At 43.5% G+C, this 21,481-nt stretch carries 27 protein-coding genes; 17 read left to right on the forward strand and 10 right to left on the reverse strand.

Annotation, left to right across the window (positions count from 1 at the left end):
- Positions 1 to 7 precede the first annotated feature (7 nt).
- From pstB to AS006_RS06990, 6 genes are all read right to left on the reverse strand, one after another.
- Positions 8 to 763 (reverse strand): phosphate ABC transporter ATP-binding protein PstB, encoded by a 756-nt coding sequence (pstB, locus tag AS006_RS06965; protein ID WP_101513622.1) that lies wholly within the window; start codon positions 761 to 763, stop codon positions 8 to 10.
- The gene (gene pstA / locus AS006_RS06970; protein ID WP_101513623.1) at positions 747 to 1,577 is read right to left on the reverse strand and encodes a phosphate ABC transporter permease PstA; all 831 of its coding nucleotides are present in this window, start codon (positions 1,575 to 1,577) and stop codon (positions 747 to 749) included. The genes pstB and pstA overlap by 17 nt, the downstream gene beginning before the upstream one ends.
- A complete protein-coding gene (locus AS006_RS06975; protein WP_101513624.1) occupies positions 1,574 to 2,401 on the reverse strand; it encodes a PstC family ABC transporter permease in 828 nt (275 codons plus the stop codon). The genes pstA and AS006_RS06975 overlap by 4 nt, the downstream gene beginning before the upstream one ends.
- Positions 2,402 to 2,450: 49 nt before the next feature.
- A complete protein-coding gene (locus tag AS006_RS06980) occupies positions 2,451 to 3,275 on the reverse strand; it encodes a phosphate ABC transporter substrate-binding protein PstS (protein WP_101513625.1) in 825 nt (274 codons plus the stop codon).
- A 181-nt stretch (positions 3,276 to 3,456) separates the two neighbouring features.
- Positions 3,457 to 4,101: a DUF6775 family putative metallopeptidase gene (locus tag AS006_RS06985; protein WP_101513626.1), complete on the reverse strand. Its 645-nt coding sequence runs from the start codon at positions 4,099 to 4,101 to the stop codon at positions 3,457 to 3,459.
- Positions 4,098 to 4,895 (reverse strand): sulfide-dependent adenosine diphosphate thiazole synthase, encoded by a 798-nt coding sequence (locus tag AS006_RS06990; RefSeq protein ID WP_199167471.1) that lies wholly within the window; start codon positions 4,893 to 4,895, stop codon positions 4,098 to 4,100. The genes AS006_RS06985 and AS006_RS06990 overlap by 4 nt, the downstream gene beginning before the upstream one ends.
- A gap of 320 nt (positions 4,896 to 5,215) precedes the next feature.
- Between AS006_RS06990 and AS006_RS06995 the strand changes: the two genes are divergently transcribed.
- From AS006_RS06995 to AS006_RS07050, 12 genes are all read left to right on the forward strand, one after another.
- The gene (locus AS006_RS06995) at positions 5,216 to 6,022 is read left to right on the forward strand and encodes a transposase (RefSeq protein WP_101513628.1); all 807 of its coding nucleotides are present in this window, start codon (positions 5,216 to 5,218) and stop codon (positions 6,020 to 6,022) included.
- Between the two features lie 69 nt (positions 6,023 to 6,091).
- The gene (locus tag AS006_RS07000; RefSeq protein ID WP_101513629.1) at positions 6,092 to 6,532 is read left to right on the forward strand and encodes an Rrf2 family transcriptional regulator; all 441 of its coding nucleotides are present in this window, start codon (positions 6,092 to 6,094) and stop codon (positions 6,530 to 6,532) included.
- 17 nt (positions 6,533 to 6,549) lie between these two features.
- Positions 6,550 to 6,759, forward strand: a complete 210-nt coding sequence (gene thiS / locus AS006_RS07005) for a sulfur carrier protein ThiS (protein WP_101513630.1) — start codon at positions 6,550 to 6,552, stop codon at positions 6,757 to 6,759.
- Entirely contained in the window at positions 6,756 to 7,676 is a 921-nt protein-coding gene (gene cysK, locus AS006_RS07010; protein WP_101513631.1) for a cysteine synthase A, read from the forward strand. Before thiS ends, cysK begins: the two co-directional genes overlap by 4 nt.
- A gap of 12 nt (positions 7,677 to 7,688) precedes the next feature.
- Entirely contained in the window at positions 7,689 to 7,943 is a 255-nt protein-coding gene (locus tag AS006_RS07015) for a sulfurtransferase TusA family protein (protein ID WP_101513632.1), read from the forward strand.
- Between the two features lie 4 nt (positions 7,944 to 7,947).
- Entirely contained in the window at positions 7,948 to 9,171 is a 1,224-nt protein-coding gene (gene thrC / locus AS006_RS07020; RefSeq protein ID WP_101513633.1) for a threonine synthase, read from the forward strand.
- A complete protein-coding gene (locus tag AS006_RS07025; RefSeq protein ID WP_101513634.1) occupies positions 9,165 to 9,440 on the forward strand; it encodes a MoaD family protein in 276 nt (91 codons plus the stop codon). Before thrC ends, AS006_RS07025 begins: the two co-directional genes overlap by 7 nt.
- On the forward strand, positions 9,437 to 10,237 hold the full coding sequence (locus AS006_RS07030; protein WP_101513635.1) for a molybdopterin-synthase adenylyltransferase MoeB: 801 nt from the start codon (positions 9,437 to 9,439) through the stop codon (positions 10,235 to 10,237). The genes AS006_RS07025 and AS006_RS07030 overlap by 4 nt, the downstream gene beginning before the upstream one ends.
- Positions 10,238 to 10,239: 2 nt before the next feature.
- Positions 10,240 to 11,019 carry a phosphoadenylyl-sulfate reductase gene (locus tag AS006_RS07035; protein ID WP_101513636.1) on the forward strand — a complete coding sequence of 260 codons (780 nt, stop codon included), beginning with the start codon at positions 10,240 to 10,242 and terminating at the stop codon, positions 11,017 to 11,019.
- A complete protein-coding gene (locus AS006_RS07040) occupies positions 11,016 to 11,444 on the forward strand; it encodes a M67 family metallopeptidase (protein ID WP_101513637.1) in 429 nt (142 codons plus the stop codon). The genes AS006_RS07035 and AS006_RS07040 overlap by 4 nt, the downstream gene beginning before the upstream one ends.
- A 1-nt stretch (position 11,445) precedes the next feature.
- Positions 11,446 to 12,945 carry a 4Fe-4S binding protein gene (locus AS006_RS07045; protein ID WP_101513638.1) on the forward strand — a complete coding sequence of 500 codons (1,500 nt, stop codon included), beginning with the start codon at positions 11,446 to 11,448 and terminating at the stop codon, positions 12,943 to 12,945.
- Complete coding sequence (locus AS006_RS07050; RefSeq protein ID WP_199167473.1) at positions 12,920 to 13,303, forward strand: YbaN family protein; 384 nt, start codon at positions 12,920 to 12,922, stop codon at positions 13,301 to 13,303. Before AS006_RS07045 ends, AS006_RS07050 begins: the two co-directional genes overlap by 26 nt.
- A gap of 17 nt (positions 13,304 to 13,320) precedes the next feature.
- Here AS006_RS07050 and sat read toward each other — a convergent pair whose 3' ends face one another.
- The 4 genes from sat to cysC all read right to left on the reverse strand — a co-directional run bounded on the left by sat (position 13,321) and on the right by cysC (position 17,031).
- A complete protein-coding gene (gene sat, locus AS006_RS07055) occupies positions 13,321 to 14,475 on the reverse strand; it encodes a sulfate adenylyltransferase (RefSeq protein ID WP_101513639.1) in 1,155 nt (384 codons plus the stop codon).
- A 16-nt stretch (positions 14,476 to 14,491) separates the two neighbouring features.
- Positions 14,492 to 14,914 (reverse strand): hypothetical protein, encoded by a 423-nt coding sequence (locus AS006_RS07060; protein WP_101513640.1) that lies wholly within the window; start codon positions 14,912 to 14,914, stop codon positions 14,492 to 14,494.
- A gap of 6 nt (positions 14,915 to 14,920) precedes the next feature.
- Positions 14,921 to 16,258: an SLC13 family permease gene (locus tag AS006_RS07065; protein WP_101513641.1), complete on the reverse strand. Its 1,338-nt coding sequence runs from the start codon at positions 16,256 to 16,258 to the stop codon at positions 14,921 to 14,923.
- Positions 16,259 to 16,437: 179 nt separating this feature from the next.
- Entirely contained in the window at positions 16,438 to 17,031 is a 594-nt protein-coding gene (gene cysC, locus AS006_RS07070) for an adenylyl-sulfate kinase (protein WP_101513753.1), read from the reverse strand.
- Positions 17,032 to 17,319: 288 nt separating this feature from the next.
- Between cysC and AS006_RS07075 the strand changes: the two genes are divergently transcribed.
- From AS006_RS07075 to AS006_RS07095, 5 genes are read left to right on the forward strand one after another with little or no spacing between them, the layout of a single operon-like run.
- Positions 17,320 to 17,568, forward strand: coding sequence for a TM1266 family iron-only hydrogenase system putative regulator (locus tag AS006_RS07075; protein WP_101513642.1), 249 nt, complete (start codon positions 17,320 to 17,322; stop codon positions 17,566 to 17,568).
- A 5-nt stretch (positions 17,569 to 17,573) separates the two neighbouring features.
- Complete coding sequence (hydG, locus tag AS006_RS07080) at positions 17,574 to 18,989, forward strand: [FeFe] hydrogenase H-cluster radical SAM maturase HydG (protein WP_199167475.1); 1,416 nt, start codon at positions 17,574 to 17,576, stop codon at positions 18,987 to 18,989.
- Positions 18,976 to 19,221, forward strand: coding sequence for a hypothetical protein (locus AS006_RS07085; RefSeq protein WP_101513644.1), 246 nt, complete (start codon positions 18,976 to 18,978; stop codon positions 19,219 to 19,221). Before hydG ends, AS006_RS07085 begins: the two co-directional genes overlap by 14 nt.
- A gap of 7 nt (positions 19,222 to 19,228) precedes the next feature.
- Positions 19,229 to 20,275, forward strand: a complete 1,047-nt coding sequence (gene hydE, locus AS006_RS07090; RefSeq protein WP_101513645.1) for a [FeFe] hydrogenase H-cluster radical SAM maturase HydE — start codon at positions 19,229 to 19,231, stop codon at positions 20,273 to 20,275.
- 50 nt (positions 20,276 to 20,325) lie between these two features.
- Positions 20,326 to 21,465, forward strand: a complete 1,140-nt coding sequence (locus tag AS006_RS07095) for an aminotransferase class I/II-fold pyridoxal phosphate-dependent enzyme (RefSeq protein ID WP_101513646.1) — start codon at positions 20,326 to 20,328, stop codon at positions 21,463 to 21,465.
- Positions 21,466 to 21,481: the final 16 nt, after the last annotated feature.

Below are 21,481 nucleotides of genomic sequence, written 5' to 3' on the forward strand. Positions count from 1 at the left end.
GCCTCCATCATCCTATTTTTCCGGTCAGATACTCTTCGGTGAGTTTGCTCTTCGGTCTTTCTACGATCTCCCTTGTGGGACCGTATTCTATAAGCTCACCCCGGTACATGAAAGCTATGTAATCGGCGATTCTTATTGCCTGTCCTATGTTGTGAGTGACGATCACGATCGTGTAGTTTTCAGAGAGCTCCTCCAGAAGCTTTTCGATCCTCTGAGTCGCTATCGGATCGAGGGCCGATGTTGGCTCGTCGAGTAGTATCACCTCTGGTTCCACAGCGAGTGCCCTCGCTATACAGAGCCTTTGCTGCTGGCCACCAGAAAGTTTCGTTCCGGGCTTGTTCAACTCTGATTTTACTTCATCCCAGAGTGCCGCCTTCTTCAAAGATTCTTCAACAATTCTGTCGAGTGCGTGCTTGTTTTTCATCCCATGGATCCTCGGTCCGAACGCCACGTTGTCGTAGATCGACATAGGAAAGGGAGTGGGTTTTTGAAACACCATTCCCACTTTTTTTCTGTATTCTGTCACATCGAGCTTTGGATCGTATATGTCCTGTCCCTTGAAGAATATCTTTCCCTCCACTTTGAAACCAGGCAAATGATCGTTCATTCTGTTTATACTCCTGAGGAGTGTGGTCTTTCCACACCCGGATGGTCCTATTATGGCGGTTATTTGATTTTTGAAGATCTTCATCGTCACGTTCTTGACGGCCACTTTATCACCGTAGTAAGCGCTGAAGTTTTCGATTTCAATGATGGGTTCCATTCTCTCTCCTCCTCAGAAAGAAAGCTGCACCGTATATCAAAGCAACTATTATCATCAGAAAAGCCGCCGTTCCCTTTGCCATCCACTGAGCGGATTCGCCGTACGCTGCCGAGATGTAGTAGATGTGAGTTGGAAGAGTCATGACAGGTGAGAAAAGTCCCTTTGGAAGTTCCGTTGAGTAGAACACCGCACCCGTGAGCAGAACGGGAGCGGTTTCTCCCAGGGCTCTTCCACCCCCAACGAGAACGGCCGTGATGATACCTCTCTTCGCTGCTGGAAGGAGTACTTTGAAGATGACCTCCTCTTTCTTTGCCCCGAGGGCCAGAGCGGCTTCTCTTATCTCAACGGGTATAGCCTTCATGGTTTCCTTCGTCGAAGATGCGATAACAGGAAGCGTCATGAGCGAAAGAGTCAGTGCCGCGGCGATCATGGACGTTCCAAACTGAAGGGCCACACAAAAGAAAGCGAGTCCAAAAAGTCCGTAGACCACCGAAGGAATTCCACTCAGAGCAGTCAAAGAAATATCTATCCACCTTGCAACAACGTTTTCTCCGTATTCGGAAAGGAACACCCCGGTGAAAACACCAAGAGGGATCGAGATCAGGAAAGTCAAAACCATGAGATAGAAACTTCCAAGGATGGCAGGGAAGATGCCTCCTTCGGTCATACCGCTTCTTGGATAGTCCAGAAAGAAGGAAGGAGAGAAATACTTCACTCCTCCCGCGACAATGGAAACGAAAAGAAACAAAACAGCGGCAAAGACCATGTAACTGACTGCTCGAAACACGTAAGAGATGATCAGGTCCTTCTTCATCCTGTCTGCCTCCTCGATATGTATCTGGAAAGTCCCGTCAGAACAAGAGAGAGTACGAGAAGGATGAAACCTGCCGCAAAGAGTACGTGATAATGCATACTCCCGACGGCAACCTCACCGATTTCACTTGCGATCGCCGCCGTCAAGGGTTTTACGGGATCGAAGAGTGAACGTGGAATTATGGCAGCTCCTCCTCCCACCATGAGAACGATCATCGTTTCTCCAACTACCCTGTTTATGGTGAGAACAAAGGCGTTGAGAATTCCGGAAAGAGCTGCTCTTGTAGTCACTCTGAGGGTTGTGATGAAACGAGTAGCACCAAGAGCGAGTGCGCTTTCTTCGAGGGCTATATCAACAGAGTCGAGTGCCTCCAGTGAGAGTGAAACCGAGTAGGGAAGTGCTGTGAGAACAAGACCAATGGCGGCCAGAAGGAAGTTCTCTGTGGACCAGACGTCAAAGTGCAGCAGAATGGGTGCGACGTAGAACAGAACAAAAAGCCCTATGATCACAGAAGGAGTTCCTGCGAGGAACTCCACCGTGGTCCTTACGAGGCTCTTTTCGAGATCTCTAGCATACGTGTGGAGAAAGAACGCCACCAGATAACCGAGGGGAAGAAGGATAGCAGAAGAGAACGCCGTCAAAAGAAGCGTTCCCGCGATCATAGCGAGCATTCCGTACTCTGGTGGATCCGCCGTTGGGTACCAGTAGACACTCGTGAAAAGCTCGCCCCCGACTTTCACGAGGGCGGGCCATGCCTCTTTCACAAGAAAGAACACAAGAAGAAAAAGAGCGAGGATTCCGCTGATGGAAAAGACGAATATCACAGATTTTCTGAAGAAATTCGCTACCTCTCTGTTCAGAGTGAACCCCTCCTCACTGACCGTAAGCAGCCACGTAACCAGCTTTTTCTACCAGTTCCTGCCCTTTCTTTGAGAACGCAAACATGATGAATTCGAAAACGAGACTCCCCATCTCAGGAAACCCATTTGTCGCATCGACGAACATGAAGAGCGGTCTTGCTATCGGATACTTTCCCTTCAGGATGTTTTCCTTCGTCGGGTAGATGCCGTTCACCTTCAGAACCTTCACGTCGTCAGTGACGTATCCCACACCGACGTAGGCGATGGCGTACGGATTTCGTGCCACGTTTTCTATCTCGATCTGGGTGCTCTCGACCATTCTCACGTAAGGTGCCATCCTTGCACCACCGAGGACTTTGCTTTCGAAGGTCTCGTAGGTTCCAGAGGCGGTGTTTCTGGAGTAGACGACGATCCTTTTTCTCGGTAGATTCGGGTTCACCTGAGACCAGTACTGGATCTCACCGGTGTAGATCTTCTTCAGTGTCTCTATGGAGATGTCATCGATTCCAAGGTCCTTGTTCACGATGATGGCTATCCCGTCGAATCCAATGAGAAACGGTATGAAGTACTTTCCTTCCTTGTTCATTCGTTCGATCTCTTCAGGTTTGAGCCATCTGCTGGAGTTGGCGATGTCTGTTGTTCCGTTGAAGAGGGCGGCTATCCCCGTGGAAGATCCCGCACCTTCGAGTGTCACTTGAACATCGGGATGGACCTTCTTGAACTCCTCGATCCACAACTGTGCGATGGGAAAGACCGTGTTGGAGCCCTTGATGACGAGTGTTTCTGCCACAAGGAAGACCGAAACAGCGAGAAGAAACATCACAAGGAACTTTTTCATGGAGAACACCTCCCACGCTGGAATTCTACCGCTTATTAATTTCCGGGTTTTCTTTATGAGATTTCATACGATTTGTTAAGAAGTGTTAAGCACTCTGCGGCAGCTTTTGATTGTTTCCACGTTCAGGGAAGGTCTTCAAGAAGGGTATAGTTTTTCCAGAATGGACAAAAAGGTTGTGTAGTCATAAGTTTTCGAATTCAATGTCTCTTCGCAGGAGCTCCAGATGTTCATGACACAGGCCCTTCACTCTTTCAAGTTCACAGACAGTATGGCAATTATGTAGAAAACAAAACTCATCCTTACAAAAAATTTCCCCGTACTCATAAAATGCATAAAATTGAAGAAGCAGCATTTTCAAGACTTTTTCAACGTCCATATCAACCTTTTCTTCGAAGCCGAGAGAATACTTCAGGTAGTATCCAACATCTTTCGCAGGTGCATAGAAAATTCCTTTGAAGGAGATAACGGCCGCTGGCCCCATTACAATCATTCGAAGGTGATATCTACTATCCTCACCAAATGTTGCTATTAACCTGTTTGTTATCAAAACATTTGGTGTTGTGGGGTTAACATCTTTCACGAATTCCTTCAATAATTCGATACCGTCATAGATTACTCCTTCTACACGATTCTTAATTTCATTTTCTATCTCTATTGGAAAAGGATCGTAAAATTTCCTTTCGTGTGGATTTCTGACCCTTATTTTTGCCAGCAAAGCAGGATTCTTGAACTGATACTTTCCAACAGATACTGAGAATTTGAAAATTTTCTTTATCTTTTCAAAAAAAGAAGGAGCCTCCAGGGGAGGCTCAAAATATATTCTCATCGTTCGCTTTCTTCCTCCTTAAACTTCTCCAATATTACTTGTGCTGCTCTTTTACCACTCAAGAGCATACCACCGAACGTTGGACCCATCCTTGGAAGACCGAAGACAGTGGAAACCGCCATTCCTGTAACAATCAATCCCGGGAAAATTTCACCAGTGTGATTTATAACAGCATCTTCACTCTCCTCAACCCACATAGATCCGTGTCCTCTTGTTTGTAACAGCCCTTTCTCCTCCAATTTCTTAGCCACAAAAGCATCATGCCCAGTGGCATCAATCACAAAGCCAGACTCCAAGGCTATTGGATCAACGCAGGTTATCTGTCTTGGCAAAGACTGAATAGGAGTCCAATTTATGACAACTCCTGCCACTTTATTATCCTTTATTACCACATCATCAAAGTTAGTCATATTAAGGAATTTTACTCCCGCATCACATGCACTTGCAATGAGCTTTGAACAAGCGTGGGGACCGTCAGCAACGTAAAGCCCTTCTTTGTACTTTTCATAAGGTACTCCTATTTCATCTAAAATCTCCTGAGCAGGTGCTCTCACCGTGACTTTGTTCATAAGGAATCCTCCTATCCAGAATCCTCCACCTAGGTAGTTGTTTCTTTCTATGACTAATACCTTCTTTCCTGCTCTTGCCAGTTCTCTTGCTGCCATAAGACCACTTGGCCCTGCTCCAACGATTATTACATCAGACTCGGTATGTTCTTTCAACATAGAATAGAACGTATCCACGATGGCTGAAGTTATATCTTTTTCACTCACTCTGGCCAGAATCTTCGACATAATTCACCCCTCCTGATACGAAAGGTTGATTTACAACCAGCGCACTTCTGCACGATCCATACTTTTCAAAATTTAGTATCACCTTACCGGAAATGAGTGTCAATTTCCTGAACGAAAATGAAAAGAACATTTTACTCTGTTTTAATTAGTGAACAGCCAGGACTGTATCCGGAATTTCCCAAAAGCAACAAAGAGAAACACTTCAAAGTTTTGAACAGATTCCACTACCCACCTTTCCTTTCCGATACTATGAATATGTTCAAGATCCTCCCGCACATGGGTAAAATCTCCCAAAACTACCCCAAAGTGAAGCCTCGATCATGAAGCTGAAAAGATTAACTCCAGATACAATTCAAAAGCTCATAAAGCTCATAGAGAATGAATTAACCCCTCAGGATGGAAAGAGAAAGCGCGGAAGACCAAAAGTCTACTCCGACAGTTTCATACTCCTCGTGTCCTTCATAAAGACCATGATGAATCTCTCATTCAGAGACACTGTCTACCATATCCAGCATACCCTAAAGATGAAATCTCCTTCCGTATCAACACTTCATTACAGGTTCTCCAAACTGGATGAGAAGCTCCTTGAGAAGATATTTGAGAAAGTGCTCGAGAAGCTGAAAGTAAATGAAGACGAAGAGCTTGAATTTATAGTTTTAGATGGCACAGGGTTTGGATATGGGGGCAAAGGGGAGCTGAACTACAAGAGAGGGAGTGAGATAAGGTTGGCGGAAGCATTGTATGGGATGAGCAGGGAGGTATTGGAGGAGTTCTTTGAGATGGCGGAAGAAGCGATAATTCCAGTTAGAGACACACTGCGTACGAGGGTGAAGGATGAGGTTAGGAAGAAGGCGAAGGATATGTATGAGAGATACAGGGATAGTTATAGGAACAGGTATGTGGTGGAGCAAGTGATAGGTAAGATAAAGAACGCGTATGGAGGTATTGAGAGAGCGAAGAGTTATGAGATGGCGGTGAAAAGCATCTGGGCGAAGATGATACTTTACAACTGGGCGATAATTTTTTGCTTTTGTTTCTGGTCAGAGATGGGTTATTTCGAAGGCTATCACACCATTACTATGTTTCTAGAACAGATTCCCGATACTATTGACAACATAATTCTCTGATGGTAAAATTACCACAAACAATAAAATCTAAAAATTCTATTGATAAACTAGACATTTGGAGGTAAGAATATGAAGATTTCAACAAAAGGAAGATATGGATTAAGAGCTATCTTGAACCTAGCCTTTTATGGAAAAAGAAATGAACCTGTCCTTTTGAGTGATATTTCGGAAAGAGAAGACATTCCTTACAAATACCTGGGACAAATTATGAATGAACTCGTCAAAGCAGGCTTTGTTAAAAGCATAAAAGGTAGAAAGGGTGGATATTTGTTAAATAAGAATCCAAAAAACATCACTATTTATGAAGTTCTTCAGGCCCTGGAAAGAGATCTCTCTGTTGCAGATTGTGTAACAAATCCCGGTATTTGTCACCGAGCAAGTTCCTGCGCAGTCAGAGATGTTTTTGAAGAGCTCTCACATAATATCAAAAAAACTTTATCCTCTATAACTTTGGATGACCTTATCAAAAATCAAGTTACGAAGATCAATAACATAATTTACAACATTTAGTTCTGGAGGTGTTTGAAATGCGAATCAAGGTGAATGGAAAGCTTGAAGAAGTGGAAGATAATATGCGATTACTGGATCTTCTGAAAGAAAAAAACATAAGAATCGAAGCTGTAGTTGTAGAGCTCAACGGCAAGATATTGGAAAAAGCCGAATTAAAGGACGTGGTCTTAAAAGAAGGTGATGAAATAGAATTTCTTTATTACATGGGTGGAGGTACAGAACTATGAAAATAGCTCAGAACGTCCTGGAGTTAATTGGTAGAACACCTGTCGTGAGGTTGAACAGGATGGTTGATAAAGATAGCGCCGAAATCCTGGCTAAACTGGAGTCTTTCAACCCCGGAGGGTCAGTGAAAGATAGAATTGCACTTTCAATGATTGAGGAAGCGGAAAGAAAGGGCCTTCTAAAAGAAGGCGGGGTCGTAGTAGAACCTACTTCTGGTAATACGGGTATCGGATTGGCAATGGTTTGTGCTGTGAAAGGCTACAGATGTATCCTCACAATGCCTGAATCCATGAGCATTGAACGCATAAAAATTTTGGAATCCTTCGGAGCGGAGGTGGTTCTTACCCCGGCGCTTGAAGGAATGAGAGGAGCTATAGAAAAAGCAAAAGAAATAGCGGAAAAGTTAGGAGCTTTTATGCCAATGCAGTTTCAGAATCCTGCTAATCCCGAAATCCACAGAAGAACAACTGCGAAAGAAATATTGGAAGCAACTGATGGAGAATTGGATGCCTTCGTAGCCGGAGTGGGAACGGGAGGAACAATAACTGGTGTCGGAGAAATCCTGAAGAAACACAACAGGAATATTCTAGTGGTGGCTGTAGAACCGAAGAGTTCTCCCGTTCTGTCCGGAGGCAAACCTGGCCCACACAGAATACAAGGAATAGGAGCTGGATTTATACCTGAGATTTTGAATTTAAGCGTTATAGACGAAGTTATACAAGTTTCTGATGAAGAAGCTTATGCTACATCAAAAAGATTGTGTAGGGAAGAAGGAATTTTCGTTGGTATATCGGCTGGTGCCGCATGCTATGCTGCTTTGGAGGTTGCTAAAAGACTTGGAAAAGGAAAGAGGGTTGTAGTTATTTTCCCGGATACAGGTGAAAGATACTTGAGTATGGATCAATTTTTTCGGATCTGAGGAGGGATAAACATGGAAAAATTTTCTCCAACTCGAACGCTTGATTTGAGAGGTGTTAGATGTCCCGTCAATTTTGTAAAAGCACAGGTGACTCTTGAAGAGATGGAAGATGGAGACATCTTAGAAATACTACTGGATGAAGGAGAACCATTAAGAAATGTGCCCAGAAGTTTGAAAGATGAAGGGCACGAAATACTTCGAGTGGAAAATCTAGGAGATTACTACAGGTTGTTCGTGAGAAAAAATTCCCCGAAAAAGGAGGGGTGAAAATTTGAACAATGTCAAGGGATTAAAGTGCAGGGAGTGCGGTGCGTTGTACCAAGTCTCCCCCATCTTCTTCTGTGAAAAGTGTTTCGGGCCGCTGGATGTTGTATACCATTACGACAGGATAAAGGTCGATAAAAAAGCGATAGAAAAAAGAAGCCAAAACATATGGAGATACAGGGAACTTCTTCCTGTTGATAAAGAACCAGAATTAGGGCTTTTCACAGGATTTACCCCTCTGGTAAAAGCTGATAATCTGGCTAAGACACTTGGCGTCAGGGAATTGTACATAAAGTACGATGGAGTAAACTTCCCCACGTTATCTTTCAAAGACAGGTTAGTAGCGGTGGCTGTATCCAAGGCTCTGGAATTTGGTTTTAATGTGGTTGCCTGTGCTTCCACGGGCAATCTGGCCAATTCAGTAGCAGCGTTTGCTTCTCAAGCATCACTTCAAAGCTATATTTTCATTCCAGAAGATTTGGAACTTGGCAAAATAGTGGGAACATCTGTATACAAACCAAGATTAGTAAAGGTAAAAGGTTCGTACGATGACGTGAACAGACTCTGTACCGAGATAGCTCTGAAATACAACTGGGCCTTTGTGAACATAAACTTGAGGCCTTTCTATTCCGAAGGTTCAAAGACTTTTATATTTGAAGTTGTTGAACAATTAGGATGGCGCGCCCCACAAAATATCGTGGTACCAGTTGGAGGTGCCTCTCTTATAACAAAGATCTGGAAAGGTTTAAAGGAATTGAAGGAAGTCGGACTCATAGACGAGATAAAAACTAGGCTCTTTGCAGCTCAGCCTGAAGGGTGCTCGCCAGTAGTTAACGCCTTAAGAGACGGTACAGATCGGGTCAGACCTGTCAAACCTAATACCATTGCCAAGTCAATAGCGATAGGTAACCCGGCAGATGGGATCTACGCAGTCAGGTCTGTTCGAGAGAGCAATGGTAAGGGAGAAAGTGTATCTGATGAAGAGATAATTGAAGGAATAAAACTTCTGGCTGAGACTGAGGGGATTTTCACAGAAACAGCCGGAGGAGTTGTGGTCGCGGTCGCTAAAAAACTCATCGAAAAAGGCGTGATTTCTGAGGATGAAGAAGTGGTTCTGGCCATTACGGGAAATGGTTTGAAGACTCAAGAAGTGGTATCAGAACAGCTGGAAAATGCGAAAGTTATCGATGCGAAATTGGAAAGCTTTGAGGAGGTGCTCAGAACATGGTGAAGGTTAAAATTCCCCACTTTCTGAGATCGAAAGGTGAACAGGAGATTGAATTGGAAGCTACGGATATTAGGGAACTCATAGAAAAATTGGAGGAGAGAATTCATGGAGTAAAATCCATTATTTACGATGAAAAGGGTGATCTGAATCCGTTTATAAACATCTTCGTGAACGATGAAGACATCCGTTTTCTTGAAGGGTTAGACACAAAGTTGAAAGACGGAGACAAAATCCTGATAATGCCTGCAATAGCAGGAGGGGATGAGAATTGAAATTTCTGGATCTTCAGATAGAAAGATACACCCGAAATATCCTCGTTCCAGAAATAGGAACCGCTGGCCAGAGGAGATTGCTGAAATCTAAAGTGCTGGTTGTGGGATGCGGAGGGCTTGGAGTGCCTGTGATTCTTTATCTTGCCGCTGCTGGTGTCGGTCAGATTGGAGTGATCGATCATGATAGGATCGACATTTCGAATTTGCAACGGCAGGTGATTTACGACACAACAGATTTAGGAAAGAAAAAAGTATCTGTGATCAAGAAGAAGGTGGAGAAATTGAATCCAGACGTGAAGATAGTTCCTTACGAAGGAAAAATCACCTCTGAAAATGCCCTGGATATAATAAAAGACTACGATATGGTTGCTGATTGCTCTGATAATTTTCCAACGAGATATTTGGTCAATGATGCGTGTGTTCTTCTCAAAAAACCGCTTTCTCACGGGGCTGTTCTCAGATTCGACGGTCAGGTGACTACCATCATTCCCGGGGAAAGTGCCTGTTATCGCTGTGTCTTTAAAGAACCTCCAAAACCAGGGTTGGTTCCCTCCTGCCGTGAAGCTGGAATAATCGGAGCTACATGCGGTGTTATTGGATCTATTCAGGCATTGGAAATCATCAAGTATTTGACCGATTCTGGGGAACTTCTCACAAATAAATTTCTCGTTTTCTCCGGGTTAAAAAACGAATTCAGAACAGTAAAGATCGCAAAGAACAATAATTGCCCGGTTTGCGGGGAAAACCCCACCATCACTTCACTCATTGATTATGAAGAATTCTGCGGAGGTGGATAACCATGAGAATTCCTGTGGAACTGGAGGGAAAATCTCCTCAGGAAATCATAGAATGGTCTCTAAAAACTTTTGGAGAAAATCTAGTTCAGATAACAGGAATGGGTGCGGAAGGAATGGTTATTATGGATATGTATGTTAAGTTGTGCAACAAATTTGGATATACACCCAAAATCTTTACTATAGATACAGGTCGCTTGCCGGAAGAAACCTACGAATTAATAGAACGTGCCAACGAAAAGTATAAAATAAAGATTAATATTGTTTTTCCAAACAACAAACTCGTCGAAGAAATTGTAAACAAATATGGTCCCAATCTTTTCTATAAAAGTATCGAACTGAGGAAATTGTGCTGTAAAGTCAGAAAACTGGAACCTTTAAACAGGATTTTGAAAAACGTCAGCGCATGGCTGAGCGGTCTCAGGAGGGGTCAGTCTGTAACAAGAAAGGATACAAAAAATTTTGAGTTAGAAGAAAGAGAAATAGATGGTAAAAAGAAAACCATTTTAAAAATCAATCCTCTTGCTTACTGGACTGAGAAAATGGTTTGGGATTATCTGAGAGAAAACGATGTTCCGTACAACTCCCTTCATGACAAAGGGTACCCAAGCATTGGTTGTGAACCATGTACAAGAGCGGTAAAAGAGGGAGAAGATCCAAGAAGTGGAAGATGGTGGTGGGAAACTCCAGAGAAAAGAGAATGTGGGATTCATGAAGTCAAGAAAATAGATTTTTCCATCAATGGCTGGCAGAAAGTTGTGATCGGAGAGGACGGTGAAAAATGAGCACTTTGATACTGAGAAAATCCGAATACAAAGAGATTATAGACCACTGTTTTGAAACGTTTCCATTTGAAGCCTGTGGACTACTAGCCGGAACAATCAAAAACGATCAATACGAAGTCTTGCAAGTTTTTAGAATGAGTAATATCGCTGAAGATCCAGCAAGAAATTATTTAATGGATCCAAAGGAGCAGTTCAATGTCTTCAAACAAATGCGAAAACAACAACTGTGTTTTCTAGGTATATATCATTCGCATCCTCTATCAGATCCCTTTCCTTCAAAAAAAGACGTTGAAATGGCGTATTATCCAGAAGCGGTCTACATCATAGTTTCCTTAAAACACCCTCAAGTTCCTCGAGTTAAGGCTTTCAGAATTTTAAATGGTGAGATTTTTGAGGTGGAATTGATAATTAAGGAGGTGAACTAATATGAAATTCGACGTAAATTTTAAAGAGCTTATTAGAGGGGGAGTGGTTCCGCTAAGAGGAGAAAACAATTTCTCTGTTTGGGTCAAAATAATGTGCAATAACATAACATCCTCACAATTGGAAAAACTGGCTGATATCTCAGAAAAGTATGGTAAAGGATATTTTCTCCTGACCACCAACCAGATTCCAATCATTCCTCACGTGAAAGGTTCTGATATTCCCAAAGTCAGAAAGGAACTGGAGCAGGTAAAAGCTGAGTTCGAAGCTTGTGGCTCGAGAATAAGAAGCGTGAAGGTATGTTACAGTAACAATTTGTGCCCATATGCCAAAACAAATCCCATGTCTCTCGGAGAAAAGTTAGACAGGTTTTTCTACATAAGGGACTTAAGGCATAAAATGAAAATAGTAGTTGCAGGTTGTGAAAAAGGATGTACTATTCCCCGGGCTTTGGGAGATGTTGGTTTTGTGGGAGTTGATTCGGGAAAGTACGATGTTTACTTTGGAGGAAGATTAGGATTAAAACCCAACATTGGAGTTAAAATTGCGGAAAATCTTTCAGAAGAGGAATGTGTTGTGTTGCTTGAAAATTACGTCGAATTGTTGAGAGAACGTTTCCATAAAGAAGAGAGAGCAGCTGATGTTCTTGAAGTGCTAGGACTGGATGAAGTAAAAAAGGCTTTGACAAGGGATCTCAAAAGGAAACCGTCGATAGAGTTTGGAAAATGTGAAACAAAGATAAACGAAAAAGAGAAAAAAACTGTCGTGAGAGTCAAAGCTCTGTGCGGGGAAATAACCTCGAATCAGGCTAGAAAACTAGCAGAAATAGCCCGGAAATACGGTCGGGGGTTCATACACATAGGAGTTAGAGGGACACCGGAGATACCATATGTCGACGAGAAAGATGTGGATAGGATCTTAACCGAACTAAAATTCGTCGGTCTGGAGATATTGAATATCGGTGTTATCCAGAAGAAAGGCTTTGACAATATGATAACGTGTTTTGGAAAAGATTGCTTGCACAGTAATGCAAACACCCAAAGTTTGCTTAAAAAAATAGATAAAGTAATAAAAGAAATGAAATTAGAAACTCCCGGGGTTTTCAAAATATCCGCTTCCGGTTGTCCCAACAATTGTGCCCTTTCACCTCTGAGTAATCTCGGTTTCACGGGAGTTGTAGAAGTCGAGGTGATACCCGAAAAATGCAATGGATGTAACCTGTGTGTTTTAAACTGTAAAGTCAAAGCGATTACCTTGACAAACGGCAAAGCAGTAATAGATCGAGAGAAATGCAAAAATTGTGGCGAGTGTATGAGAATTTGTCCAACAGACGCTATCGCTGCAAAGCGTTATGGTTTTATGGTATACCGCGGTGGAAGAGACCTGAACATAGACAAGACCCGTCTTGGAGTGGAAGGAGAGAAATTTCTAACAGAAGAAGAGGCACTGCAGGTGTTCAAAGAAGAGGTGATGAATTTTGTTGAAAGAAGAAAAAATACTTAAACTGCTGATGATTTTTCTTGGTACCCTATTTGTCATTCTAGGAACAGTTGGGATATTTCTTCCCCTCGTACCTACCACTCCCTTTCTTTTGCTTGCAGCAATATGTTACGCCAGGGGATCCAGGAAATTCTACGAATGGCTGGTGAATAACAAACTCTTCGGGAATTATATTAAAAATTATCTAGAAAAGCGCGGGATCCCTTTAAAAACAAAAATTGTAGCGATCGCTACATTGTGGGGGTTCATCCTGCTATCAGCCTTTACAATAATCCCACTGGTACTGGTAAAGTTTCTTCTTTTATTAATAGCTGTCGGCGTTACCATACACATTCTGAAGTTACCAACACTAAAAAAATAACCGGGGGAACTCCCCGGTTATTCTATTTTTCTATAATATTCCATCAGAATTCTTGCCACTTCCGGTCTTATAAACTCTGGTGGTGGCATGATACCATTTGAGAGCATCTCCCTTACCTTCGTTCCACTCAAGAACACGTGGTCCTCATCGCCGTGTGGGCATGTTTTCTTTGTGGCCATCCCACCACATTTCTTACAGTAAAAAGCGTGCTCGAATTTCAACGGAACGATCCCTATCTCCTCCGGTTTGAACTGATCGAATATCTCCTGAGCTTCATAGGTTCCATAGTAATTTCCAACACCCGCATGATCCCTTCCCACTATGAAGTGTGTGCAGCCGTAGTTCTTCCTGCATATCGCATGAAACACTGCCTCCCTGGGACCAGCGTACCTCATGTTCACAGGAAAAACTCCCAGAAAAACTCTTTCTTTCGGATAGTAGTTCTCTATGATCACCTCGTATGTCTTCATTCTCACCTCTGCCGGAATGTCTCCCTTCTTGGTCTTCCCAACAAGGGGGTTTATGAAGAGCCCGTCCACTATCTCCAGCGCCACCTTCTGAAGGTACTCGTGTGCTCTGTGTATGGGATTTCTCGTCTGAAACGCCACAACTGTTTTCCATCCCTTTTCCTGAAAGATCCTTCTTGTGTCTTTGGGATCGAATCTGTACTCGAGAAAATCTCTGTGCTCTATCCTTCTGACAAGCCAGATCTTCCCCCCAAGACACACATCACCCTGGGAGTATAAAAACGCAACACCAGGGTGTGCATCTTCCTCTGTTTTGTAGACTTTCTTCGCCTCCTCTTTCTTTCTCCTCTCAAACTTGTCCTCCACCTGCATCACAGCATACAGCTTCCCATCTTCTCCATGGATCGCAACCCAGTCTCCTATCTTTATCTCTCCTGCTTCTTCTTTTGAAACTGAAAGCACGATGGGTATGGTCCAGATCACTCCGCTTGAGAGTCTCATATCATCGAGAACGAAGTCGTAATCCTCTTTCGTCATGAAGCCTTCCAGTGGACTGAACAAGCCTGTTGCTATGTTCTCCAGCTCCGACAGATCCCAGTAGGATACGGTTATCTTCTTCATCTCTCTTGCCCTGGCTTCCCAATCCTTTTTCTCTTCGCCCTCTACAATCCTGTTCACCAGTTTTCCTCCGTGCGGTGCAATCACAGAAAACACCTCCCATTTACAATTCAACGATCTCTATTCTTCTATGTCTTTTCTTAAGAGATTGCAGAACGGGCTTTGCTATAAAGTGCATCAATCCTTCTTTTTTTAGAACAACTCTGATGATCTCGGAACCCTCTCTCAGAATATTCTCTAAAATTTCTCTTAGATGTCCATTCTTTTTCTTCATTGTGTACCCACATCGTTCTCTCAGTTTTTCTAATCTCTTCATCAAGCACATTCTATCTTCTTCCAACTTTTTTCTAATCGCTTGGAAAAGTTCTTCTATTACCATCTCCCCCAACCACCCACTCTCCCCCACGTATTCAGCGTATATCTTTATCAAATTTTCATCAATCACGAACAACACTTTCGCTTCAGAACATATCTTTTGCAAAAAATCCTCTATGTTCAAGTCAAAATCCAGTAGCACGATAGTCATTTCTTTTCACCCCTGAGCAAACATCCAGAACCCTACGAACACCAAGAGAATGGCACACGACATGATAGTCATAAATCCTCCATAAATCAGAAAATCGCGGAATTCCACCTGCCCGGTAGAAAATAAAATAGATACACTTGGTGACCCTGTTGGAAGGATATAAGCGAAACCTGTTATCATGGATATCAGAACAGCCATGGCTTCCGGTGATAAATGATTTTTCCCTAATAAAGGAAGAGCTAGCTGCGCTAGAATCAATGAAGCAGCCGAATTGCTCATGATTTCCGTCAAAACAATACCTACTCCAATTATAGTCACTATTTCAAAAAAACTGGGTAATGATCCTATACCTGTTATGTTCACAATCCATTGCGAAACGCCTGTTTCGTTCATCATCTTTCCCAAAACTATTGCCCCTCCGTACATTAAGATAATCCCCCAGTTTACGTTCCTCTCTACATCGGTCCACGTAATGACATTCGTCAAAAAAAGTAAAACTACTGTCCCCAGTGCTATGTTGGCAATTCCCAACTTATCTCCAGCGAATATCCATAAAAATACTGTTGTTAGAGTAATAACAGCCACTGTGAACTTTTCCTTCGGATCTGTGGCCTTTCCTCCTTGAAAAGTTACTTTTATATTTACCTGAGGTGTTGTTTTTATTATCACGAGGATCGATACCACCAAGATCGACACAGTGATAGGAAATGACAGTGCTATCCATTTCAGGAACGAAATTTCTTTGTTATAAAATGATTCAACGATCGCCATTACGAGAGGTGAACGAGCCCCTCCGAGTGGTGTGGTACTTCCTCCTAACGTTGCACCCCACAAAATAGAGAAAAGTACTGATTTCATGAGTTTTTTGTTATCCTCGCTATCAATGCAGTTCATCAATTCTATAGCAATAGGTACCAATATGGCCACAACACCGTGGCTAACTGTCCATAAAGACAGGAAATAAGAAGCCAATGCAAAGCTCACTGAAATTTTCTTTGAATTCTTCCCAAATGTCCTTATGAACCACAGAGCGATATCTTGCGTAATTCCAGTCTTTTTCAGAGCAGAACTTAGAATGAAGGATCCCAGAAGAAAGAAAACAGGTGTGCTTCCGAATAACGAGTAAATTTCCTCTGAGTCTGCGAGACCCAAGGTTGCAAATAGTGTGATCATAAATATACTGGTTATCATTATAGGCACAATTTGTGAAGCCCACCACAACACACCCACAATGAACACCGAGAGGGTTTTGAATCCCTCCTGAGACAAACCCGATGGTGGTTCGAACACGAAAGGAATCAATAGTATGACGAACGACGTTACTAGTATAAGGACCCTTTTCATAGCATTTAATCCAGATATCCAAAGTCCTTCAATCTTTTTATGATGAATTCTCTTTCTTCTCGAGTAGGGGAATTTTCTTCGGTCTTTAAAAGCATACGAACTATATCTCTGCTTCTCTTAGGTCTAAAGATTTTCCTGTACAAGATTTTAATTATTCTCTTTTTTATTTCCCTCATAACCTAGATCACCCCTCTTTCTTTCAGATAATTCAGGATTTTTTCGACGGACTCTTCCACAGTTTCTTTGTCAGTTTCCAGGATGATTTCAGGGTCTTCTGGTTCTTCGTAAGGTGCGGAGATACCGGTGAACTCCTTTATTTCTCCAGCCAAAGCTTTTTTATACAAACCCTTTGGATCCCTTTTTATAAGCACCTCGAGAGGGCATTTCACATAGACCTCTATGAACTCTCCTTCTGCCAGAAGAGATCTAGCTCTTTTCCTGTCCTCCTTGTAGGGAGAGATGAAAGCAGTGATCGTGATGATACCAGCGTCAGCAAAAAGCTTTGCAACTTCGCTTATTCTCCTTATATTCTCTTTTCTATCTTCCGGTGAGAATCCAAGATCACTGTTCAACCCGTGTCTGATGTTGTCACCATCTAAAACATAGGCAAGTTTCCCCATTTCAAGTAATCTCCACTCCAGTTCATGCGCAATGGTGGACTTCCCTGCCCCAGAAAGACCTGTGAGCCATATAACAACACCCTTTTGCCCAAGAAGTTTCTCCCTATCTTCTTTCTTTACTTTTCCTTCATGCCATATGATATGCTTTCGCATCACAAAGCTCACCTCCACCGATAATTATCTAGTAAATCTATAGATTTTTTAGATATTTATCTATTGTGTTTGTGGTATTGTATCATTCATAATTGCTCGTGTCAACTGTTTTCGACTCTGGATGCAGGTGCTTGAAATGTTGAAGAGGTTGATATGAGGTGGTATAATATAAACAGAAAGTGAGAAAAATCACAAACCTCCTGAGGTGGAGGGAAAAATCCTGACACCGGGGGAGGGGATAGATGAAAGTACACCCCTCTCCCGGTATACGGAGAGGGGGTTTTCATTTTGGAGAAGAGATTTTACATACTCACAATCGTTGTGGAGGACAGGGAAAGGGCCTACAGACAGGTAAACGAACTTCTTCACAACTTCGCAGAAGACATTCTCCTCAGGGTTGGATATCCCGTCAAGGAAGAGAACATGGCGATCATATTCCTCGTTTTGAAGACAGACAACGATACGGTGGGAGCCCTCTCCGGAAAGCTCGGTCAAATTCCCGGGGTTCGTGTGAAAACAGTTCCCTTAAAGAGGTGATGTGCATGTACGTGTTCACAAGAGAGCGCGTGGAAAGCAAATCTTTCATACCGGAAGAGAAGATATTCGAACTACTTGAGAAGACGAAAAACCCGGATCCAGCAAGGGTGAGGGAGATCATACAGAAATCTCTGGACAAGAACAGACTCGATCCCGAAGAAACCGCCACCCTTTTGAACGTGGAAGATCCGGAGCTTCTGGAGGAAATATTCGAAGCGGCCCGTACTCTGAAAGAAAAAATCTACGGAAACAGGATCGTTCTCTTTGCACCACTCTACATAGGAAACGATTGTGTCAACGACTGTGTGTACTGTGGCTTTAGAGTCTCCAACAAGTTGGTGGAAAGAAAAACTCTCACAGAAGAACAACTGAGGGAAGAAGTCAAAGCCCTCGTTTCTCAGGGCCACAAAAGGCTCATAGTGGTCTACGGAGAGCATCCGAAGTACTCTCCAGAGTTCATCGCAAAAACGATCGACATCGTCTACAACACCAAACACGGAAGCGGTGAGATCAGAAGAGTGAACGTCAACGCCGCCCCCCAGACGATCGAAGGCTACAAGATCATAAAGTCCGTTGGAATAGGTACTTTCCAGATCTTCCAGGAGACCTACCACAAGAAAACGTATCTGAAACTCCATCCCAGAGGTCCCAAGTCGAACTACAACTGGAGACTTTATGGTCTTGACAGAGCGATGATGGCCGGTATCGACGACGTTGGAATAGGAGCCCTCTTTGGTCTTTACGACTGGAAATTTGAAGTGATGGGACTTCTTTACCATACAATTCACCTGGAAGAAAGATTTGGAGTGGGACCACACACCATTTCCTTCCCGAGAATAAAGCCCGCTATAAATACTCCTTACTCACAAAAACCGGAGCACGCTGTAAGTGACGAAGACTTCAAGAAACTCGTTGCCATCATAAGACTGTCTGTTCCATACACGGGAATGATCCTCACAGCAAGAGAGCCCGCAAAACTCAGAGACGAAGTGATAAAACTCGGTGTTTCACAGATAGACGCCGGATCTAGAATAGGAATCGGAGCGTACTCTCACAGAGAAGACGATGAAGACAGAAAAAGACAGTTCACACTCGAAGATCCAAGACCACTCGATCATGTGATGAAGAGTCTCCTGAAAGAGGGATTCGTCCCATCTTTCTGCACAGCGTGTTACAGAGCAGGAAGAACAGGGGAACACTTCATGGAATTTGCCATTCCCGGTTTTGTCAAAAATTTCTGTACACCGAACGCCCTCTTCACACTTCAAGAGTATCTCTGTGACTACGCAACAGAAGAAACAAGAAAAATCGGCGAAGAAGTTATCGAAAAAGAACTCCAGAAGATGAACCCGAAGATCAGAGAAAAGGTGAGAGAAGGACTCGAAAAGATAAAGCGCGGTGAAAGGGATGTCAGATTTTAAAAAGATCCTGGAAGAGATAGCGGAAAAATACGACTGCAAAATCTGGATATCTGAGCGGATCGGAAGAAGATGGTCCTTCTATAAAGACCTGAAAGCGGGAAAGGAAAAGTTTCTCCCTGCGGAACTTCTCGTTGAAAATGGAAGGTTTGGTGTCTTCGCAGAAGATTTCCCTGAAGAGAAAAAGGATGAAGTAGTTCCCTTGTTGAAAAGGATTCTGGAAAGATTGGAGTGATAAAGTCATGACAGGACGGGAGATTCTGGAAAAACTTGAAAGAAGAGAGTTTACAAGGGACGTCTTGAGAGAGGCCCTCTCCAAAAACGATAAAGAGTTCAACGAAGAACTCTTCAAACTCGCAGACGCGGTGAGGAGAAAATATGTCGGTGACGAGGTTCACATCAGAGCGATCATCGAGTTTTCCAACGTGTGCAGAAAGAACTGTCTTTACTGTGGTCTTAGAAGGGACAACAAGAACTTGAAGAGGTACCGCATGACACCAGAAGAGATCGTCGAGAGGGCAAAACTCGCCGTTCAATTCGGTGCGAAAACGATCGTTCTTCAGTCTGGAGAGGACCCTTACTACATGCCGGATGTGATTTCCGATGTGGTGAGAGAGATAAAGAAGATGGGAGTTGCCGTCACACTGAGTCTTGGAGAGTGGCCAAGAAAGTATTACGAAAAGTGGAAGGAAGCGGGAGCGGACAGATACCTTCTGAGACACGAAACGGCAAATCCGATCCTTCACAAAAGATTGAGACCAGATACGTCTTTTGAGAACAGGGTGAAATGTCTTCTCACTCTGAAAGAACTCGGCTACGAGACGGGAGCAGGTTCAATGGTGGGTCTTCCAGGCCAGACGATCGAAGATCTTGTGGACGACCTTTTGTTTCTGAAAGAACACGATTTCGACATGGTAGGTATAGGCCCCTTCATACCACACCCCGACACACCTCTTGCAAACGAAAAGAAGGGAGATTTCACCCTCACGTTGAAGATGGTGGCACTCACAAGGATCCTTCTTCCAGATTCAAACATTCCGGCGACCACCGCGATGGGAACGATCGTTCCAGGTGGAAGAGAAATCACACTCAGATGTGGAGCAAACGTCATCATGCCGAACTGGACCCCTTCACCTTACAGACAGCTCTACCAGCTCTACCCCGGAAAGATCTGTGTCTTCGAAAGAGACACCGCCTGCATCCCCTGTGTTATGAAGATGATAGAACACCTTGGAAGAAAACCCGGAAGAGACTGGGGAAACAGAAAGCGGGTCTTTGAAACGGTCTGAACATGAGTTAAAATATAGCTCGGTACACAATTTCAGTAGGAGGCTTTCTCATGAACATAGACGATATTTTGTTCTCGTATGGAGAAGAAGACGTTCCTTTTAAAGCACTGTCATTTCCCATCTTTGAGACAACCAATTTCTACTTCGACAGTTTCGATGAGATGTCAAAAGCCCTCAGAAACGGAGACTACGAGTACGTATACAACAGGGGAAGCAATCCAACAACGAGGCTGGTTGAGAGGAAACTTGCCATTCTGGAAAGGTGTGAAGATGCTCGCCTTGTCTCTTCCGGTATGAGTGCCATCTCCCTTTCCATTCTTCACTTTCTGAAATCTGGAGATCACGTTGTGTGTGTCGATGAAGCGTATTCCTGGGCGAAGAGGTTCTTCAGATATCTTTCCAGGAAGTTCGACATCCAGGTAAGTTTCGTTCCCTCCGATGCAGACAGAGTCCTTGAGGCGATCACAGAGAAAACAAAGCTCATCTACCTTGAAAGCCCGACGAGCATGAGAATGAGAGTAATCGACATCAGAAAAGTAACAAAAGTCGCAAGAGATCTTGGGATAAAGACCATCATAGACAATACCTGGGCGTCTCCCATTTTCCAAAAGCCAAAACTTCTGGGAGTGGACGTGGTCGTTCACTCAGCAACGAAGTACATCTCGGGTCACGGAGACGTGATGGCGGGTGTGATAGCGGGAGACAAAGAAGATATGTTCGAGATCTTCAAAGACGAGTACAAGAATTTGGGGCCCGTTCTTTCTCCAATAGAATCGTGGCTCATACTGAGAGGCCTTAGAACTCTCGAGCTTCGCATGAGAAAACATTACGAAAACGCACTCGTGGTGTCTGATTTCTTGTTCGATCATCCCAAGATCTTAGAGGTGAACTATCCAATGAACCCAAGGTCGGATCAGTACGAACTGGCATCTTCTCAGATGAATGGCGGTTCAGGCTTGATGAGTTTCAGGTTGAAGACAGACAATGTGGAGAAGGTAAAAGAGTTCGTCGAAAGCCTGAAAGTCTTCAAGATGGCGGTGAGCTGGGGAAGTCATGAAAACCTCGTTGTTCCAAGAGTAGCGTACGGTGACTGCCCGAAAGAGGACGTGAACCTCATCAGGATACACGTTGGTATTGGAAATCCCGAGAAACTTGTGGAGGACCTCGATCAGGCACTCAAAAAAATATGAAGCCCCCGGGCGGGGG

The sequence above is a fragment of the Thermotoga sp. SG1 genome (genome assembly GCF_002865985.1).
Classification (GTDB): domain Bacteria; phylum Thermotogota; class Thermotogae; order Thermotogales; family Thermotogaceae; genus Thermotoga.

Coding starts and splice junctions, on each gene's coding strand:
- pstB (WP_101513622.1), bottom strand. CDS start 763: ATGGAACCCATCATTGAAATCGAAAACTTCAGCGCTTACTACGGTGAT.
- cysK (WP_101513631.1), top strand. CDS start 6,756: ATGAAAATAGCTCAGAACGTCCTGGAGTTAATTGGTAGAACACCTGTC.
- hydE (WP_101513645.1), top strand. CDS start 19,229: ATGACAGGACGGGAGATTCTGGAAAAACTTGAAAGAAGAGAGTTTACA.
- AS006_RS06990 (WP_199167471.1), bottom strand. CDS start 4,895: ATGTCGAAGATTCTGGCCAGAGTGAGTGAAAAAGATATAACTTCAGCC.
- AS006_RS07065 (WP_101513641.1), bottom strand. CDS start 16,258: ATGAAAAGGGTCCTTATACTAGTAACGTCGTTCGTCATACTATTGATT.
- pstA (WP_101513623.1), bottom strand. CDS start 1,577: ATGAAGAAGGACCTGATCATCTCTTACGTGTTTCGAGCAGTCAGTTAC.
- AS006_RS07000 (WP_101513629.1), top strand. CDS start 6,092: ATGAAGATTTCAACAAAAGGAAGATATGGATTAAGAGCTATCTTGAAC.
- AS006_RS07045 (WP_101513638.1), top strand. CDS start 11,446: ATGAAATTCGACGTAAATTTTAAAGAGCTTATTAGAGGGGGAGTGGTT.
- AS006_RS07015 (WP_101513632.1), top strand. CDS start 7,689: ATGGAAAAATTTTCTCCAACTCGAACGCTTGATTTGAGAGGTGTTAGA.
- AS006_RS07060 (WP_101513640.1), bottom strand. CDS start 14,914: ATGACTATCGTGCTACTGGATTTTGACTTGAACATAGAGGATTTTTTG.
- AS006_RS07095 (WP_101513646.1), top strand. CDS start 20,326: ATGAACATAGACGATATTTTGTTCTCGTATGGAGAAGAAGACGTTCCT.
- AS006_RS07085 (WP_101513644.1), top strand. CDS start 18,976: ATGTCAGATTTTAAAAAGATCCTGGAAGAGATAGCGGAAAAATACGAC.
- AS006_RS06985 (WP_101513626.1), bottom strand. CDS start 4,101: ATGAGAATATATTTTGAGCCTCCCCTGGAGGCTCCTTCTTTTTTTGAA.
- AS006_RS06980 (WP_101513625.1), bottom strand. CDS start 3,275: ATGAAAAAGTTCCTTGTGATGTTTCTTCTCGCTGTTTCGGTCTTCCTT.
- thiS (WP_101513630.1), top strand. CDS start 6,550: ATGCGAATCAAGGTGAATGGAAAGCTTGAAGAAGTGGAAGATAATATG.
- AS006_RS06995 (WP_101513628.1), top strand. CDS start 5,216: ATGAAGCTGAAAAGATTAACTCCAGATACAATTCAAAAGCTCATAAAG.
- hydG (WP_199167475.1), top strand. CDS start 17,574: ATGTACGTGTTCACAAGAGAGCGCGTGGAAAGCAAATCTTTCATACCG.
- cysC (WP_101513753.1), bottom strand. CDS start 17,031: ATGCGAAAGCATATCATATGGCATGAAGGAAAAGTAAAGAAAGAAGAT.
- AS006_RS07040 (WP_101513637.1), top strand. CDS start 11,016: ATGAGCACTTTGATACTGAGAAAATCCGAATACAAAGAGATTATAGAC.
- AS006_RS07025 (WP_101513634.1), top strand. CDS start 9,165: ATGGTGAAGGTTAAAATTCCCCACTTTCTGAGATCGAAAGGTGAACAG.
- AS006_RS07035 (WP_101513636.1), top strand. CDS start 10,240: ATGAGAATTCCTGTGGAACTGGAGGGAAAATCTCCTCAGGAAATCATA.